Annotated in this window: 14 protein-coding genes and 2 pseudogenes; 11 read left to right on the top strand and 5 right to left on the bottom strand. The window is 39.8% G+C overall.

The window, feature by feature from the left end; genetic code table 11:
- Window positions 1-56: 56 nt before the first annotated feature.
- Together ACR5KR_RS08450 and ACR5KR_RS08445 are read right to left on the bottom strand one after the other, a co-directional pair.
- Complete coding sequence (locus ACR5KR_RS08450; protein ID WP_445626947.1) at window positions 57-299, bottom strand: hypothetical protein; 243 nt, start codon at window positions 297-299, stop codon at window positions 57-59.
- 158 nt (window positions 300-457) lie between these two features.
- The gene (locus tag ACR5KR_RS08445) at window positions 458-958 is read right to left on the bottom strand and encodes an N-acetyltransferase family protein (RefSeq protein WP_448266161.1); all 501 of its coding nucleotides are present in this window, start codon (window positions 956-958) and stop codon (window positions 458-460) included.
- Window positions 959-1,463: 505 nt separating this feature from the next.
- On the opposite strand from ACR5KR_RS08445, the gene ACR5KR_RS08440 reads away from it, so the two are divergent.
- Window positions 1,464-2,717: an ABC transporter substrate-binding protein gene (locus ACR5KR_RS08440; RefSeq protein WP_448266160.1), complete on the top strand. Its 1,254-nt coding sequence runs from the start codon at window positions 1,464-1,466 to the stop codon at window positions 2,715-2,717.
- Between the two features lie 60 nt (window positions 2,718-2,777).
- Here the strand turns inward: ACR5KR_RS08440 and ACR5KR_RS08435 are convergent.
- The 3 genes and pseudogenes from ACR5KR_RS08435 to ACR5KR_RS08425 all read right to left on the bottom strand — a co-directional run.
- Window positions 2,778-2,921 (bottom strand): annotated as a pseudogene (locus ACR5KR_RS08435) (DUF1192 family protein); the annotation flags it as partial.
- Window positions 2,922-3,243: 322 nt separating this feature from the next.
- Window positions 3,244-5,355, bottom strand: coding sequence for an ATP-binding protein (locus tag ACR5KR_RS08430; RefSeq protein WP_445632150.1), 2,112 nt, complete (start codon window positions 5,353-5,355; stop codon window positions 3,244-3,246).
- Between the two features lie 189 nt (window positions 5,356-5,544).
- Window positions 5,545-7,665 carry an eCIS core domain-containing protein gene (locus ACR5KR_RS08425; RefSeq protein WP_448266159.1) on the bottom strand — a complete coding sequence of 707 codons (2,121 nt, stop codon included), beginning with the start codon at window positions 7,663-7,665 and terminating at the stop codon, window positions 5,545-5,547.
- Between the two features lie 411 nt (window positions 7,666-8,076).
- On the opposite strand from ACR5KR_RS08425, the gene ACR5KR_RS08420 reads away from it, so the two are divergent.
- The 10 genes and pseudogenes from ACR5KR_RS08420 to ACR5KR_RS08375 all read left to right on the top strand — a co-directional run bounded on the left by ACR5KR_RS08420 (window position 8,077) and on the right by ACR5KR_RS08375 (window position 16,278).
- Window positions 8,077-8,661, top strand: coding sequence for a DUF4255 domain-containing protein (locus ACR5KR_RS08420; RefSeq protein WP_445626951.1), 585 nt, complete (start codon window positions 8,077-8,079; stop codon window positions 8,659-8,661).
- A gap of 14 nt (window positions 8,662-8,675) precedes the next feature.
- On the top strand, window positions 8,676-9,314 hold the full coding sequence (locus ACR5KR_RS08415) for a carboxypeptidase regulatory-like domain-containing protein (protein WP_448266158.1): 639 nt from the start codon (window positions 8,676-8,678) through the stop codon (window positions 9,312-9,314).
- A gap of 183 nt (window positions 9,315-9,497) precedes the next feature.
- The gene (locus ACR5KR_RS08410) at window positions 9,498-10,943 is read left to right on the top strand and encodes a phage tail sheath family protein (RefSeq protein ID WP_448266156.1); all 1,446 of its coding nucleotides are present in this window, start codon (window positions 9,498-9,500) and stop codon (window positions 10,941-10,943) included.
- Between the two features lie 256 nt (window positions 10,944-11,199).
- Window positions 11,200-12,300, top strand: coding sequence for a phage tail sheath family protein (locus tag ACR5KR_RS08405; protein WP_448266155.1), 1,101 nt, complete (start codon window positions 11,200-11,202; stop codon window positions 12,298-12,300).
- A gap of 327 nt (window positions 12,301-12,627) precedes the next feature.
- Window positions 12,628-13,068, top strand: coding sequence for a phage tail protein (locus ACR5KR_RS08400; protein WP_445626956.1), 441 nt, complete (start codon window positions 12,628-12,630; stop codon window positions 13,066-13,068).
- A 20-nt stretch (window positions 13,069-13,088) separates the two neighbouring features.
- A complete protein-coding gene (locus ACR5KR_RS08395) occupies window positions 13,089-13,451 on the top strand; it encodes a hypothetical protein (RefSeq protein WP_012408133.1) in 363 nt (120 codons plus the stop codon).
- A 17-nt stretch (window positions 13,452-13,468) separates the two neighbouring features.
- Window positions 13,469-13,603: pseudogene (locus ACR5KR_RS08390) on the top strand (DUF6760 family protein); the annotation flags it as partial.
- Window positions 13,604-13,614: 11 nt separating this feature from the next.
- The gene (locus tag ACR5KR_RS08385; protein ID WP_448266154.1) at window positions 13,615-14,097 is read left to right on the top strand and encodes a phage tail protein; all 483 of its coding nucleotides are present in this window, start codon (window positions 13,615-13,617) and stop codon (window positions 14,095-14,097) included.
- A 4-nt stretch (window positions 14,098-14,101) separates the two neighbouring features.
- The gene (locus tag ACR5KR_RS08380; RefSeq protein ID WP_448266153.1) at window positions 14,102-15,625 is read left to right on the top strand and encodes a hypothetical protein; all 1,524 of its coding nucleotides are present in this window, start codon (window positions 14,102-14,104) and stop codon (window positions 15,623-15,625) included.
- Window positions 15,616-16,278 (top strand): CIS tube protein, encoded by a 663-nt coding sequence (locus ACR5KR_RS08375; protein WP_448266152.1) that lies wholly within the window; start codon window positions 15,616-15,618, stop codon window positions 16,276-16,278. The genes ACR5KR_RS08380 and ACR5KR_RS08375 overlap by 10 nt, the downstream gene beginning before the upstream one ends.
- The last annotated feature ends 3 nt before the right edge of the window (window positions 16,279-16,281 follow it).

Genomic DNA, 16,281 nt, shown 5'->3' with positions numbered 1-16,281 from the left:
CAAAACTCTACCCTTGCATCCCAAACCGCTGGATCGTCTCGGTCAACGCCACCGCTTCACTTAAAGCGCGTGTACACAATCTCACCAGACATTGCAATCACAATTCGCTGTTTCTTCGCCCACTCAAACCAAGCAATCGCAGTAGATTTGGCCTGTTGTGCTTCCGCTTTCTTCCCCTCCTTACAAGCAGCCACAAACACAGCTTCCGGTGATTTTATCCCAATCCTCGTTCGCAACGCCTCCTTCAAAATCAGCGATCGCACTCTGGTACTGCAATGAAGGGCAATTGCGTTGCTCATCCCACTTCACCCAATACTGGTCGGGTTTTGGGGAAAATGGGAAAGAAAAAACTTTCAACCTAGACCCAGTAACCTTTTTCCCAAACCCAATTCCGAGTTAAAAATGCACAAAGCGAGCAGCATTGCCATAGCAATTCATGAGTGTCCATCTGTAATCTCTACAAAAATTTTTCAACAATGATTTCGTCTATATATCTGCTGTTAATTTTGGCTTGTCTTTTCGCTGTACCAATAATTCCAAAACCAAGCTTTTGGTAAGTAGCTAATGCCGCCATATTATCTGCACGAATATAAGTAAGCAGTTTTTCGTACCCACGCTGACGCGCAAGCTCAAACGTAGCATTAAATAAACTTGTACCTACTTTTTGGCGTCGATATGACAGATCAACATAAGTTCCTAGCACTCCCACACGATCAAAGGCATGGGTGTAGTTAGCAAATGGTTCCATACTTTGAAATCCTACAACCTTTTGCTCGTGATAACACAGAGCTACATGGAATACTCCACGTATTGGAAAGTGTAAAATATAATCACGTTCAGCCTCGACAGTCAAGGGTGTATCAAACGCTGTGTATACTCCAGCCTCAATAATTGGATTCAAAATGCTGACAATAGCTTCAGCATCGTTAAGTTCAACTTCTCTAACCAATAAATCCACGTTCAATTACCTTTTAGCATTAACTCTTAAAGTTAATCAATACTCCGTCTGCAATTGCAATTCCCCCCTGGGGAAATTTAGCTAGCAGTTTCTTGATCGTTATCACAAGTGCCGGATCATAATCTCTGCATTTCCGCAAGAAGTCAAAGCCCGGATTCTGCCCCGAATTCGCCGCAACCTTGAGTTTCTGCATACGCCCCGGTCGCAGATTTGACCTCGCTACAATCGCCTCATGCGAACATTTTTCAGAATTTAGTACAGATACGGCGAAATAAATACCTTCATGAACTGTTTTGACTTCTACACCCGAAACTGAATTTTCAGTTATCAACTCAGCAGAGGGGCGACTCGGTTCTATTTTCTGAGCTGCGCTCGTTTCCTTGGAAGAAAATAAGTAACTGCCGCGAAGAGAGAAGAAGTTTGTATGCTGAACAGCTTACAAGTACTATATAAGAACAATATCTCAAAATCCCTAATATTCTTCAAAGATTATAATCGAGCATCTATGAAAAGCACGCTCACTGTTAAACTCTGGTTTGGGATATCACGTAATACAGCATTATTATTTATTTGCTGGATGCTGATCGCAGCTTGTAGTAAAAGTAGCAACGTTAGATTAACTCCAGCAAATAATTCCGCAGTAGTAACAAGTGCAGCTAATACTGTTCCTATTGGGATCGCTTTTGCTCAAACCAGTAATGTAGCACTACTAGGTCAAGAGGGAACTGATGGAGTTAAAATTGCCCAGAAGTATTTTAATAACAAAGATGGGATTAATGGTAAACCAATCGAGTTAATATTTCAAGATACTGGTGGCGATGAGGTTGGAGCAATTAATGCCTTTGGCAGTTTAATTAATCAAAATAAGGTTGTTGGTATTATTGGCCCTACTCTGTCACAACAGGCATTTAGTGCTGACCCGATAGCAGAACGCAATCAGGTTCCAGTGATTGGTGCATCAAATACTGCTAAAGGCATTCCTGAGATTGGTGATTATATCGCTCGTGTTTCTTCATCTGTTGCAGTCGTCGCTCCTTACGCAGTCAAAGCAGCGCTTAAACAAAATCCTCAAATCAAAAGGGTGGCTGTGTTCTATGCACAAAATGATGCCTTTAATAAATCGGAAACCGAAATTTTTCAAAAAACAGTGAAAGATTTAGGATTAAATTTAGTCACAGTCCAAAAGTTTCAAACTACAGATACCGACTTTCAAGCGCAAGCCAGTAGTGCTATTAATTTAAAACCAGATTTAATAATTATATCTGGATTAGCTGTGGATGGAGGTAATTTAGTCAAACAAGTACGGGAACTTGGTTATCGAGGCTTAATTATTGGCGGAAATGGATTTAATACTTCTCATATATTTTCAGTTTGCAGGATGCTTTGTGATGGTGTAATTATTGCTCAAGCTTATAGTCCTGAATACAAAAATGAAATTAACACTGCTTTTCGTAAAGCTTATGTTGAGCAATATCATCGAGAGCCACCCCAAGTTAGCGCACAAGCTTTTGCTGCTTTACAAGTATATGTAGAAGCATTGCAATCTTTAGACAAAAAAAGTAGAATTAAGAATTTAACTTTACCTGAGTTGCGTCAAGAGTTGAACAAGGAATTACTGAGATTAACTTATCAAACTCCTTTAGGTGAAATTGCTTTTACACCAGAAGGTGATGTAGTTCAAAAACAGTTTTATGTCGCCCAATTAAAGATGGAAGCAAACGGTATTAATGGTAAATTTGCTTTTTTAAATATAAAGTAATTGACTGTGATTGCTCAAGCGCAGAAATTCACTATAGCCGTAATCGCTCCTGATTGTTTACGATGAAGTTTTACTGTCAATTTTTAAGCTTTGTTTGAGCCTTGCTACTTCCTCTTGCAACGCCTTAATAATTTCTACCAACTGTTCCTTTGACAATTGGTTTAGTTCTTCTTCTGGAATGGCTTTTACTGTCTTTTGGCTCATGACAGTGATGCTCTCGCACTCTTGTCTCCTTTGTCAACTAGGTTCCACCTGAATCCTTACCAAGAATATTCAACACACTATTCGCTACACAGAACTATCGAGCGATATCGCTTCCAAAATTTCTGGCTCGACTGAACCTAAAATCAATGCTTTCAACCTGGTTTCTTTACAAAACTTTACAACGTGTCCCATTTTGCACGTATCTCGGCGGCCACCCTCAAGGACAAACTTATCAAATTGCGGAACGTTTACATCAGGGCGCTCGCTTATTTGAAGAATCGTGACTGCAAATTAGATGTGTTTGCTTTGTGTTCTAGTGGAGTCAACGCAAATCTACATATTGACCTAAATCTTTATCCCTGAGAACTTGTCCCATTTTCTGATACTCCCGACGCAGCGCTCGAATTAAATGTACCATCTCAATTACTCCCCCATCATCTGCTGCTAAAAAAGCTGCTGTCAGCGCAATATAGCGAATATTAGCCCCTGTAATCTCAAAATTTTGTGCCAATAATTCTAAATCAAGATTGGGGCTACAGGGAGCATTTTTTGGGAAAATTTTCTGCCAAATTAGGTGACGATTTTTTGTATCTGGTAAGAGAAACTCAATAATAAATCGGAGTCGCCGCTCAAAAGCTTCGTCTATATTGCTACGGAGATTTGTAGTTAAAATTGCAATACCTTCATACTCTTCCATTTTTTGCAACAGATAACCTACTTCGATATTTGCGTAGCGATCGCGGGCATCTTGCACCTCAGAACGTTTGCCAAACAAGGCATCAGCTTCATCAAAAAAAAGGATGGCATTAGAATTGGTTGCAGCAGTAAAAATGCGATTGATATTTTTCTCCGTCTCGCCGATGTATTTACTAACTATTTGAGATAAATCAATTTTGTAAAGGTCTAATTGCAGTTGATGGGCAATCACCTCTGCTGCCATAGTTTTACCTGTACCGGAAGATCCAGAAAACAGAACATTTAGACCTTTTCCTAAAGATAATTTATCTGCAAAACCCCATTTTTGATGTACTAAATTGCGGTATTCTGCTTCTTTGCAAATATCTTGTAGTTGTGTTATTTGGTTGGAGTGCAATACAATATCATCCCAGGTATATTTCGGTTCGATTTTACGGGCGAGAGTTGCTAAATCGTGACCCGATTGAGCGCGAGCTGCACTACATAAGTTTAAAAATGACGGTAATGGTTTTTCTTTAATTGAGTCAATTTGTTGCCAACGGGCAGTATTATAGGCAGTGGCGACAGCATCGGCAATTTGGTCTGGGGTCAGAAGAAAGCGATCGCACAACACATCTAACTCTCTATCTTCAAGAGTTATATGGGCTGCTTTTAGGTGAATTTGCCAACATTCTCGGCGTTGACTAGATTCGGGAATTGTAAAAGGAACTGTAATTAATCCGATTGCACCCGTCGCTGTGGGTATCCAATTTTGCACTCCTGAGAGAATAGTAATACCTATATTTTTTTCTAATTGTCTGAGAAAGGATTGATAAAGAATTTGATGCTCTTGAAGGTAGAGAATATCGAAGTTATCGATATACAGCAAACGATTAAAAAACCAGGCTTCTCGCCATAAAAGTTGCAGTTTTTCCTCAAAGTTGGCTTTATCTTCTACCATCTTTGCTATATCGGCAACTAACAAGGGAACTTCCAAAGCTTTAGCAAGAATTTGGGCGGTGCGGTGTTTACCTGTGCGTAGGCGCAGCCCGCCGCAGGCATCATTTCCTTGAAAATAGAGTAGTTGGGGTTGTTGTTTCTGCCAGTCTTCTCTCAACAAAGCTTCTAGTGCTGTCTGTACATCTGCCTTGAGATATAAAGTATCGAAATATATGCTTGGTTCTAGTAGTTGACAACAAGAAATGAGTCGGGAATCTAACCCCGGTTGATGTAATAGCAACCTCACCACTTGGGAATCGAGTATTAGACGATGAGAAAGAAGTGTAGATTGCTGCTGATGAGGTTCTGGACAGAGATGGAGCAGACGATGGTAAATTAGGGGTGAGTTAGTAGTAAAATGCTTACGTCGTGATAGCTTTTCAGGAACGCTAGAACAGAGCAAGTTTAAGACCATATCTACTGTAGGTCTTTTGTTGCTCATATCATCTTGGAGATAAGCATAAACCTTTTCATAGTGACGATCTAATTCTGGTGCAAGAGCGATCGCTAGTATATCCAAGTCAAAAGCAGATAAGCTAAAAGTTTTTTGCAACCATGCTAAGAGCGAATCAGACCGAATTGTAATTGATGCTTGCTCTGATAATATTTCGGTTTTTTGTAACCATGAAACCTCTAATTCTCCTCCGGGTTTTTGGTTTGATTGCACAGTAGAAATAGCTGTTTGAATCAGCCAATCTAATCGCAGTAGTAGAGGTTGCAACCCATTTAAATCGGGAGTAATTTCTGTTTCTGGAAACATGGGTCTAGTAAATGTTTTTTCTCCTGCTGCTATCGAATTCACGGCTGATAATTGGAATGACATAGAGAAGTGGAACAGACTTAACTAGTGATGGCTAGGGTATGCGTAACTGTTAGACTGCATTGCGATATGTTGGGTTAGTGTCATATCTGTTAGCACACCCTACAAAAGGGGCGATCGCACTACTAGTTAGTTCTCTTTTGGAGTATATTTGCCATTCTTTGCTCGTTCCTGTTCTTTGACGATCGCTTCCTTCGCCTTTTTTACAAGTTCTTGTTGTATAGCTACTTCTTCGTCCGTCAGTCCTAAAGGATTTTCTACAAAATTATCAACTTCATAATAGAATGATGAGTCATCTGGGTTGTCTGTATTTTCCTGTTGGTTGTTTTCCTTTTTATGATAATCATGCCAACGTGTTATTTTGGCATAACCGATAATATCTTGAATAGCGATGTCTCCTGTGGCGATTTCAGGGAATGGATTATCTTGTTTGGTAAATGTCGCATATCCGTCTTTAACAATAACTGCATAAACATATGCTGTCATCTTGAATGATTCATGTTGGACACGATTATTTTCTTTTGTATGTGTTCTATTTTTATTTGCTAAAGGGAACTTGACACAAGCATGCAAGCTAGTTGCTACACTCACAGTCGATAAAAGTTCATTATCCTTAATACCCTTTCGGAAAGCTGGGCCTTTATCACTTAACCATTGGTTTAAAGGATTCCACTGTTGATCTAATGCATATCGTTTTTGGAAGAATGGGGCAGTGATGGGACGCGTAATTCCTCCCCAACCTCCTTGATTTCTACTCTGAAGAACTTTGGACGAATCGCCATCCGTAGTGTGGAATCCCACTCCTAAAGTTTGTGATTTTAACCAAGGTCTACTACTAAAAAGAACATCTCCTTGAGAGTCCAGCATGTTCTGATCTATTTGGTGTATAGCCATAGAAGAAGCAGGTTTTTGATTTTTCACTTCTAACTGCATGATATTTTCAATAGGTTGCTTCTGCCAGCTTGTATCTAAGCCTTTCTCGATCATGCGGTTTAATAGTTCCTTCTTCGTCTGGTCAGGAATCTCCTCTTGTGCTGGTACAAGTTTTGGTTCATCTTGGCTATCATCTACTTTCCATACATCAGACCAAATTTTTTGAGCAGTTTCGGAATCTGCTTTACAAACTTCTGCAAAAAGATAATTTGCTACATATTCAAATGTACCTTCCTTAGCACCTCCAGATTCTTCGTTAAATAGTTCTGGTTTTGGTTTTGTAAGTTCTGCTATCTTACTTTTCTTTTTGGATTTTGCAACTTCCTCTGGATCTAGTTCTACGGGTTTTGGTGCTGGCCTACGCCAATATAGCTTCTTTCCCTGGTCTGATAGTTCGTCGTCGAATTCGTAAGTGTATTCTTCATTGTCTTGTGGTTCAGCTTCGTTATCTTCCAGCTCGAATAAAACTCCAAGAAACCTATCTTTCTTAACTTGTTTCATTCTTTGAACTAAGTTTCCAGCGCATTGGTTGATCGATTCGTCACCTTGCTGTTTCACATGGGTCAATTCATGAGCAATCAACTCCTGTCCCCCTTGACTCTCTGGCTGATATTCCCCTTGCCGAAAGAATACATCTTGACCTGTGGTAAACGCCTTCGCCTGAATCGATTGATTCAACTGGTCTGCCTGAGCATCTGTATGCACGCGCACGCCACTAAAATCTGCCCCCATCGCCTGTCCCATCGACTGTTGCAGACTGTCATCTAAAGTTTGTCCACTTCCCCTTGCACTATTAATGGCTGATTCCAAATCTGTTGATGCTTCACCCCCAGAAATAGCTTCTTGACGCTGCACCATTTCTGGTAACTGTTTCCGTTGCAATTTTTCTTGTACCAGTGTTGAATCTGCCTTTGGTAGTGCATTCGTTTGTGGTGTGTTAATCTGCTGCACCACATCCTTGGCTACTCGATCCGCTTCTTGTTCATACTTATCCCCCGCTTCCCCTATTGTCAGCTTCGCCTGTATTGGTACTCCAACTTGACCAGAATTACCCCAAAGCTGGGCAGAAATCCCTTGGAATTCAGGTATCCACGGCGTTTGCTTTCCCGCCAAAATCTCTCGTGTTGACCTTGTACCGATCGCACTCTCTAACTCCTGTCTCTCATCCCCACTCACGCTATTTGGATCTTGTTGCACTCTCTGTACAACTGAAGACAACGATCCAGATCCATAACTGTGACTAGGGGCAATCTCTTTACTTATTGGCGTTGACGGCAGCGAGGGTGAAGCTTTTTGAGATATTTGTTTTCGGTACATAGTTTATCTCCGGTATTCGGTTAGGGATTGCTATAAAAAATAATGATTAGACATACTTAAGTATTTATGCGACTCATAAAATATGTGTATTTATTATATATAGTATTAGTAGAATAAATTATTACATTAGTATTATCAAACACGGAGCAAAGCTCAACCCAGTATTGAGCGCCACAGCAAGATTCTGCAACGTTAAGTTCCTTATTCTAAATTTAATCAATCGATTTTAGCAGACTTTTCCTAAATTGCAATTTTTGCAAATATTACTAATAGTTACAAGAATATTGACAATAACTCATGTATATTTTATTCATAAAGCTAGTAACTGGTTGTATTATTTTCAACTATAAGTTATTTTCTTTCATCAGCTTTCAAAATGAACAGTGTCATAAAACGAACATTGTTTAGATTATGTTAGATGGTCTAGACACTACCTTAGAATTGCTACTGAAGCGAGAACTTCCACCTGATGTTCCTTCAGGAGACACAGAGGTATTTATCAGTTTTGTTACGCCTTACCAAGGAGCAATTAAACAAAAACCAGCGATTAATTTATTTCTTTATGATGTGCAGGAAAATCTAGAGTTACGCAGCAGTGCTTGGTCAGTGGAACGCCAAACTAATGGCAGAGCAATTAGAAAACGTCCCCCAGCTAGGGTAGATTGTTCATATCTAATTACTGCTTGGCCACAAAATGAAGAGGATATCCAGACAGAACATCAGCTTTTAGGAGCAGTGATGAAGGTATTGCTGCGACATCGAAAACTCCCCGAAACCTTGATTGCAGATAACTTAGAAGCACAAGAACTTCCTTTAAGACTAATTAGTTTACGTCCCAGTAACTTACAAAGTTTTGGTGAATTTTGGCAAGCAATGGGGGGGAAAGAAGGAACTAGACCCAAGGTTGTCTTGCATTGTACTGTCACCATCTCCGTTCCTGTGGATGAAGCAGGTGAAGAAGCGGGACTGGTGGGAGTTCATCAACCAAACTCTTAGTTTCAGGAGTAGCGATGCTCGAACTATCTATAGTTAACCAACAAATAGCGATCGCAGGTAAAGTTTTGCAAGGAGAAACCCAAAAGAATATTTCTGGTGCAATAGTTGCAATTATTGAGATGCCAGAAAAATTCCGAGCTATTTTATCTCTAAAAGCACTGCAATACGGTTCAAAATGGGAAAAAATGCCTGAGCGACCTGACCGCAAAATTACCAGCAATGATGGTTATTTTTACTTTACTAATTTACCCCTTGGGGAATATCTTTTAGAAGCATCGTTACCTACCAGCCTAACTCGATACAACGAAGTCAGAACAAAAGTTCAAGTATCTTCCCCTATCAATGGCAAAATTTCCACAACGATGGCGGATATTGTGCTTTTACCTACGGGAATTAAAGGAAAAATTACTGATGCAAACGATCCAAAAAAGTTGATCGCAAATGCCAAAGTCCAGATTCAAGATAGTGGAGATACTACCATTAGCGACCAACAAGGCAATTATCGCTTAATCGGATTAGAATCACCAAAACTAGGTCAGCGTAACATCACCCTAATTGTCTCTGCAACAGGTTATCAACAAGTTTCCCAGTCACTGAATATTCAACGCGGTCAAGTAATTGCAGAGCAGAATTTTGCTCTAAAAACCAAATAAATACTCATTTTTTTTAGGATAAGTAAATAGGCATAATAATCAACTATATGAGGAAAAATAAACATCCTCTAAAACCCTTATACCTATTGCCTATTGCCTATTGCCTACTCCCTACTCCCTACTCCCTATTGCCTCTTGCCTATTCCCTATTTGCCTTCTTACTTATATCAAGGAGCTAATTAAATGCCAACCTATCTTTCCCCAGGTGTTTACGTCGAAGAAATAGCTTCCGGTTCTGCTCCAATTGTCGGAGTTGGAACCAGTATTGCTGCTTTTATTGGCACGATTAAAGCCAATGCTTGGTCATCAACTAATATTAACAACACCTCAATTAAGTCTGTAGGTAGCCCTACAAATCCAGTTGAAATTGGTGAAGGTCAAGGTGGAAACCAAAAAAATTATTCCTTATTATCAGGAGATTATCCACTAGTAACCACAGTAGGGACTTATGCCTTCTTCGTTGGTGGCAGTCCTGTTAATTTAGATGATACAAACCCTATTATCAATAACGATGCCGAAAAATCTGCAACTGTAAAATTTAAAGATGCGATTACTTCAGGGGAGAAAATTACCGGATATTACCAAGTTCAACTACCTGTAATAGTAATTCCCAACGATCCTAACATCGCTCAAGAAGGGGAAATTAAATTAATCACAAACTTTAGTGAATTTAAGAAATTCTTTGGTGATTTTTTACCACCTACTGGCGATACCCAAGGGCAAAACACCTTAGCTCATGCAGTTTATGGTTTTTTCAGAAATGGTGGAACTCGTTGTTATGTCACCTGGATATCTGAAGAAAATAAACTTGCTGGTGTTTTAGATGCGTTTGAAGCTATTGATGAAATCACTATTATTGCTGCACCAGGAAATTTAGCCTTTAGAGATGATATTAAAGATCATGCGGAAAAACTAGGCGATCGCATTGCGATTCTCGATAGTTTAGATACCATTGACTTGAGCAGCACAGGAGTTGTAAATACCCTTAAACCCTTCAACTCTGCCTATGCAGCCTTGTATTTCCCGTGGATTCAAGTTTTCGATCCTGCAAGTAATAGCAATATTTATATTCCCCCAAGCGGTCATATTGCAGGAGTTTATGCAAGGGTTGATGGACAAAGGGGAGTACACAAAGCCCCTGCCAATGAAACTATTTTGGGAGCCTTAGATTTAAAATATAATCTCAGCAAAGCCAAACAAGATGGGCTTAATCCCGATGGAATTAACGTTATTCGCAAATTAAACGGGAATATCCGCGTTTGGGGTGCGCGTACCTTGGGCGGAGATGCAAATACAGAGTTCAAATACGTCAATATTCGTCGGCACTTTAGTTACCTGCGAGATTCCATTGATAAAGGGACTCAATGGACAGTTTTTGAACCCAATACACCCGAACTCTGGGCAAAAATCCGCCGCAATATCAGTGCTTTTTTATTGATAGAGTGGCGCAAAGGTGCATTGTTTGGCATAACACCCCAAGAAGCTTTTTATGTGAAATGTGATGCCGAAACCAACCCCCCAGAAGTGCGTGATTTGGGTCAAGTTGTCACAGAGATTGGCCTAGCAGTGGTGAAGCCGGCAGAATTCGTGATTTTCCGTCTGAGCCAGTGGACTGAGACGGGAACGTAGGGGATGGGGGAAAGGGAATAGGCAATAGGCAAATAGGCAAATAGGGAATAGGTAGGAGGTAATCTCAAGGAAACAAGTTTCATAGGCAAGCCAAGTATGAAAGTGGTTTTTTCCCACTCCTCACTGAATTACGAATTACGAACTATAGGACTTCATACAACTTAAAAAGCCTCCTTCCCTATTGCCTATTGCCTATTGCCTATTGCCTCCCCACCCAAGTAAGTTCAAAAATCAAAGCGGACTGCCATATACTCAAATGCCGACTTTAGAGCCAAAAATACCAGGTATCTCTTTAAACTATGTCGTTCCTACTCCAGAACCTGAGTTACTGACAGGTGTTCCGGTATTCTTTGGTCTGGTTACAGAGGAAGTGAAAGAAGCAAAAAAGCTAACTTTGGCGACGCATTTTCAGCAGTATTTTGGTCAAGCCAAAGGGTATTTAACAGATGCAATCAAAGGATTTTTTGAAAATGGAGGTCGTCTTTGTTATGTTATAGCCTTATCTGACAATACTATTGAGGCTCTTGAACAAGGTTTAGAGACAAGCGAAGTCTTAGAAAATGTTGATTTGATTTGTGTTCCCGACATCATGCTTGGTTCAGATGGGGAAGTTATGCAGATGCAGCAAGCTATTTTAAAACATTGCGAACAGATGGGCGATCGCTTTGCCATTCTTGATGCTTTAAATGATCTAGGGAAACTAAATGAGCAACGCAAACGAATTTCTAGCCAAAACGGAGCATTATATGCACCTTGGCTAAAAGTAGAATTTCGCGTCGATCCTATTCCCCCCTGTGGTCATATTGCAGGAATATATGCAAGTTGCGATCGCACAGTCGGGGTACATGGCGCACCTGCTAATATTCCACTTGCAGGGGTACTGGATCTTAGTTTTGCCCTAACTTCCGCAGATCAAGAACAGCTTAATCCAAAAAATGAAGCGGGAGTCAATTGTATTCGTAGCTTCCAAGGACGAGGTATGCGAGTGTGGGGAGTACGTACCCTCAGCCCAATCTCTGAATGGCAATATGTCAATGTACGTCGTTTATTTCTCACCTTTGGACGCTGGGTATATCGCAATTTAGCAGATACAGTGTTTGAACCAAATGCTTTTCCTTTATGGGTGCGACTGCAAAGGGAATTAAGCATTTATTGTGAATCTTTATGGCGACAAGGCGCTATCCAAGGTGCTTTGCCCCAAGAGGCATTCTATGTCAAATGTGATGCTGAAACGAATCCCCCTGAAAATCGAGAAATGGGACAAGTAATAGCAGAAATAGGTTTAGCTCCCACTATTCCGGGGGAATTTATTCAAATTTTAGTTGTTCAAAGTAGTAATGGAATTTCGCTGATATGAAGGCAATAGGCAATAGGCAATAGGCAACAGAAAAAATTGGAAAAAGGAGGTAGATATGTGTTGAGTGTTTCAAAAATTTAATGGGAATTATATAGGACTCATATTTGATTGCGTGAAAAAACCCCATATAACTCAAAAAGACTTCTTGCCTATTGTCCGTTGCCTATTGCCCGTTGCCTATCGCCTATTACCTATTGCCTATTGCCTATTGCCTATTGCCTATTGCCTATTACCCATTGCCTTCCTACCCAAGTAAGTTCAAAAATCAAAGCAGATTCCTATATAACTGATAACTCTTAATTCAAATTTATTGCAGGAGGTTCTTTTATGCCCACGATTTCTAATCCCCACGATCCATACAGTGGTTATAATTTCTGGGTGGAATGGGATGGTATTGTTCATGCTGGGTTTCGTGAATGTAGCGGTTTGACAGCGACTCGTAAAGCAGGAACTTATCGAGAAGGAACAGATAAAGCATTAAGCCAACGTCAAATTCCCGGTCTTAATACTTATGGTAACATTACCCTAAAACGGGGAGTTAGTGACAATAAAGAACTGTGGGAATGGCACAAAAAGTTACAGAATGGCGAGACAGATCGACGCAATCTTTCTATTATTTTGGCTAACGATCAAGGAGAAGAAAAGATTCGTTGGAATTTAGAAAATAGCTGGCCTACTATCTGGAATGCTCCAAGTTTTAATGCTACCTCAGACGAAGTAGCGATAGAAACTCTCGAACTAGTTCATGAAGGTATTACCATTGGTTAATATTTACTTTCAGTAAAATCATGCAGCAAACCGAATTTCCTTTTATCTTGCCTCAAGGATATCTCGACTCGGAAGGTAACACTCACCGCGAAGGCATTATGCGCCTTTCAACTGCCTATGATGAAATTGCCCCCATCCGAGATCCAAGGGTGCAGAAAAATCCTGGTTATTTGGTGATTATTCTCTTAGCAAGGACGATAGTCCAACTAGGAACATTAGACCAAATTAATACCAAAATAATTGAGGGTTTATTCTCAGGAGATTTAGTTTATTTACAGGATTTTTATCAAAGGATTAACCAAAACGGTCATAGTCGTCTGCGGGTAGCTTGTCCCCACTGTGATGGAGAGTTTGAAGTAGAAACTATTCCCGTGGGGGAGTAGTTTGCTACCCCACAGAACGACTGCTGGAGGAGGTAGCTTACCTTGCCTACAATTTTCATTGGTCTTACGAACAGATTATGGCAATGGAACACCGAGAACGTCAGCAATGGGTGGCGCAGGTAGTACAAATTAATCAGCGACTTAGCGATTGAACAGAAAATAAATGAATCCCAAACTTATCGCATTAAATGCAGCTTTAGCCGCAGGTTCAACAGCCAGTTTATTGGGACACGATCCCTATATGGCTTATAACTTTGCAGTGGAAATTGGAGGAGTTGTTGTTGGTGGTTTTAGCGAAGTTAGCGGTTTAAGTAGTGAAATTGAGTTGGAATCTTATCAAGAAGGAGGCTTAAATGATTTTGTTCATAAATTTCCCAAACATACTACTTATCCCAATTTAGTTTTGAGTCGAGGATTAGTAAATATTGATTTGTTTTATATTTGGTATAAAGCAACTAGCCAAGGGTGGATTGAGCAGTTAAACGGTACGATTCTCTTACTTAACGATCGGCAAATTCCGGTGATGTGGTGGACGTTTAAAAAAGCGTATCCCGTCAAGTGGCAAGGGCCAACTTTTAACGCTAGTAGCGACGAAATTGCTGTAGAAAAAATTGAATTAGTGCATCAAGGAATTTCTAAGTTATAGCATCATGGCAAATTTATCCAATTGGCAAGATTCAATCGATGAGAGGTTGGTAAATCGCCTGCATTGTCCTTTACGTCAACCGGGAATGATGAAAATGGCGATGAGTCAGCGCATTATTAATCGTTGCGATCGTTTTTTAAATCGTTTACCTCTTTTGACTCAACAAATGCAACGTTGGGGTAATACTAATAGCCTATCATCTGAGTCAATACCCATTGTTTATGCACAGCCTGTTTCATTAGCACAAGACCAAAAAGTAGAGAATAGAGTACATAATTTGCCAACTGTCTCCCAAGTTGAACCTTCTGCTAATATAATTCAAAGAAAATTAGATCCTTCTCAATCTCTAGCAGCTAAAACAGTTAATAATACTATCCCTTTCCAAAATATCACAGAATTCTCAAACTCGGATGTTGCGGATGAAACAGCCAAATCTTTAACTTTAGAAACACAAAGTAATAAAACCTCTATATCTTCATCTGAAGTTCCGGTAGTTTCGGCAAAACCAATTGCTGAACAATTACCAAAAATAGCAGAAATGACGTTAGGAAATTCGACAGACTCGCAAACATCTCCACCTAATAGCGCTGAATCAAATCCTAATCACCCATCTCAACCGATTGTAGATGTCGATTCTATGTTTTCACCAAAAATTCCCGTAGTTTTGTCACAATCTATAACCGAACAATTGCCAAAAACAGCAGAAATGACGTTAGCAGATTTGACAGACTTGCAAGCATCTTCGCCTAATAGCGCTGAATCAAATCTCAATCACCCATCTCAACCGATTATAGATGTTGCCTCTATCATTTCATCAGAAATTCCCGTAGTTTTGCCACAACCCATTGCTGAACAATCGCCAAATACTGGAGAAATAGAGTCATCACAAGAATTTACCAGCTTTACTGATACAACCCTACCTATTATTCAAGCAAAACTCCAGAATTATTCCAGATCGCGGTCATCTCTTCCTATTGTTAATGATTTAAATAATTTAGCTGACCAACAACAAACGCAAGCAGATAATTACGCAGGCAATTTAAGCTCAATTAAGCACCAATCAAAACAACTTCCCATTGTCACTGCTCAAGCTAATTTGACTCAACAAGAAATATCATTTGCTATCAATTCGGTAAGTTATCAAAATCAACCTGCAACGTTAGTCAACACACAACCTGTTACTGTTTCTACCTCACAAAATAATCAAACTAATCACAAGCAAAATATATCTTCTCTTCCCCTTGTCTCTGTAACTTCTGCAAGTAACCCATCCTTAAAAGCTCAATCTCTGCTTTTACCCGGAGCTAAAAATACCTCATCATCAAAAAGTAATAGTCAACAATCAAACCGCAATTCGATATCAAATACTGATTCTTTATCACCTCCTATAACTTTTGCTAGTCCTGTATCACCAATAGCAACTCAATCCAATATTGACGTTGATGCTATAGCGAGTCAAGTTGAACGCAAACTAATGCGACGGCTAGTCGTTGAAAGTGAACGCAGAGGAAAAAATCAATGGCACTAGAGAAATTAACTATCAAAGCCGAAAAAAATAATCCAGGAGACTTTGCTGATAAATTTAAAGTTCTTTTTAACCCTAATCAAGTGGAAGTTGTTAAAACAGGCTGGTCGATGGGAGACTATGGCCCAGTTGCATCTAAAGAATTAACTCAACTCAGTCTTGATTTGTTCTTTGACACCACGTTGATGGGATTTCCCCCAGAAAATGTCCAAAACTATACCCGCAAAATTTTTAGTTTGACTCAGCCTCGTATTGGCAAAAACCCTAAACGTCCCCCTCGTTGTCAATTGATTTGGGGAACTATATCAGGTAAAGATAGCTTGTTATTACCTGATGGTTTTTTAGAAAGTGTCACCAAAAAACTTACTCATTTTCTCGAAGATGGTACGCCTGTCAGAGCAACTTTAAGCTGTAAATTTAAGGAGTGGAAAGAACCGAAAAAAAAGGCAAAGATTGCTAATCCCATTGATGATCCTGTGAGAATCGTTAAACGAGGAGAAACTTTAAGTAGTATTGCTACTGAAGAATATGGCGATCCTGCTTTATGGCGTGTAATTGCGGTAGAAAATCGCTTAAACAATCCTCGGATGTTAAATCCTGGAACTGTGCTGACGATTCCTCCTTTGCGAATTACTAGCCTGACTCAGAGGAGTTAAATC

It is taken from the genome of Nostoc sp. DSM 114159 (assembly GCF_053470285.1).
This window is presented reverse-complemented; position numbering and strand designations above follow the sequence as displayed.

Coding starts and splice junctions, on each gene's coding strand:
- ACR5KR_RS08450 (WP_445626947.1), bottom strand. CDS start 299: ATGAGCAACGCAATTGCCCTTCATTGCAGTACCAGAGTGCGATCGCTG.
- ACR5KR_RS08440 (WP_448266160.1), top strand. CDS start 1,464: ATGAAAAGCACGCTCACTGTTAAACTCTGGTTTGGGATATCACGTAAT.
- ACR5KR_RS08430 (WP_445632150.1), bottom strand. CDS start 5,355: ATGTTTCCAGAAACAGAAATTACTCCCGATTTAAATGGGTTGCAACCT.
- ACR5KR_RS08425 (WP_448266159.1), bottom strand. CDS start 7,665: ATGTACCGAAAACAAATATCTCAAAAAGCTTCACCCTCGCTGCCGTCA.
- ACR5KR_RS08420 (WP_445626951.1), top strand. CDS start 8,077: ATGTTAGATGGTCTAGACACTACCTTAGAATTGCTACTGAAGCGAGAA.
- ACR5KR_RS08415 (WP_448266158.1), top strand. CDS start 8,676: ATGCTCGAACTATCTATAGTTAACCAACAAATAGCGATCGCAGGTAAA.
- ACR5KR_RS08410 (WP_448266156.1), top strand. CDS start 9,498: ATGCCAACCTATCTTTCCCCAGGTGTTTACGTCGAAGAAATAGCTTCC.
- ACR5KR_RS08405 (WP_448266155.1), top strand. CDS start 11,200: ATGCCGACTTTAGAGCCAAAAATACCAGGTATCTCTTTAAACTATGTC.
- ACR5KR_RS08400 (WP_445626956.1), top strand. CDS start 12,628: ATGCCCACGATTTCTAATCCCCACGATCCATACAGTGGTTATAATTTC.
- ACR5KR_RS08395 (WP_012408133.1), top strand. CDS start 13,089: ATGCAGCAAACCGAATTTCCTTTTATCTTGCCTCAAGGATATCTCGAC.
- ACR5KR_RS08385 (WP_448266154.1), top strand. CDS start 13,615: ATGAATCCCAAACTTATCGCATTAAATGCAGCTTTAGCCGCAGGTTCA.
- ACR5KR_RS08380 (WP_448266153.1), top strand. CDS start 14,102: ATGGCAAATTTATCCAATTGGCAAGATTCAATCGATGAGAGGTTGGTA.
- ACR5KR_RS08375 (WP_448266152.1), top strand. CDS start 15,616: ATGGCACTAGAGAAATTAACTATCAAAGCCGAAAAAAATAATCCAGGA.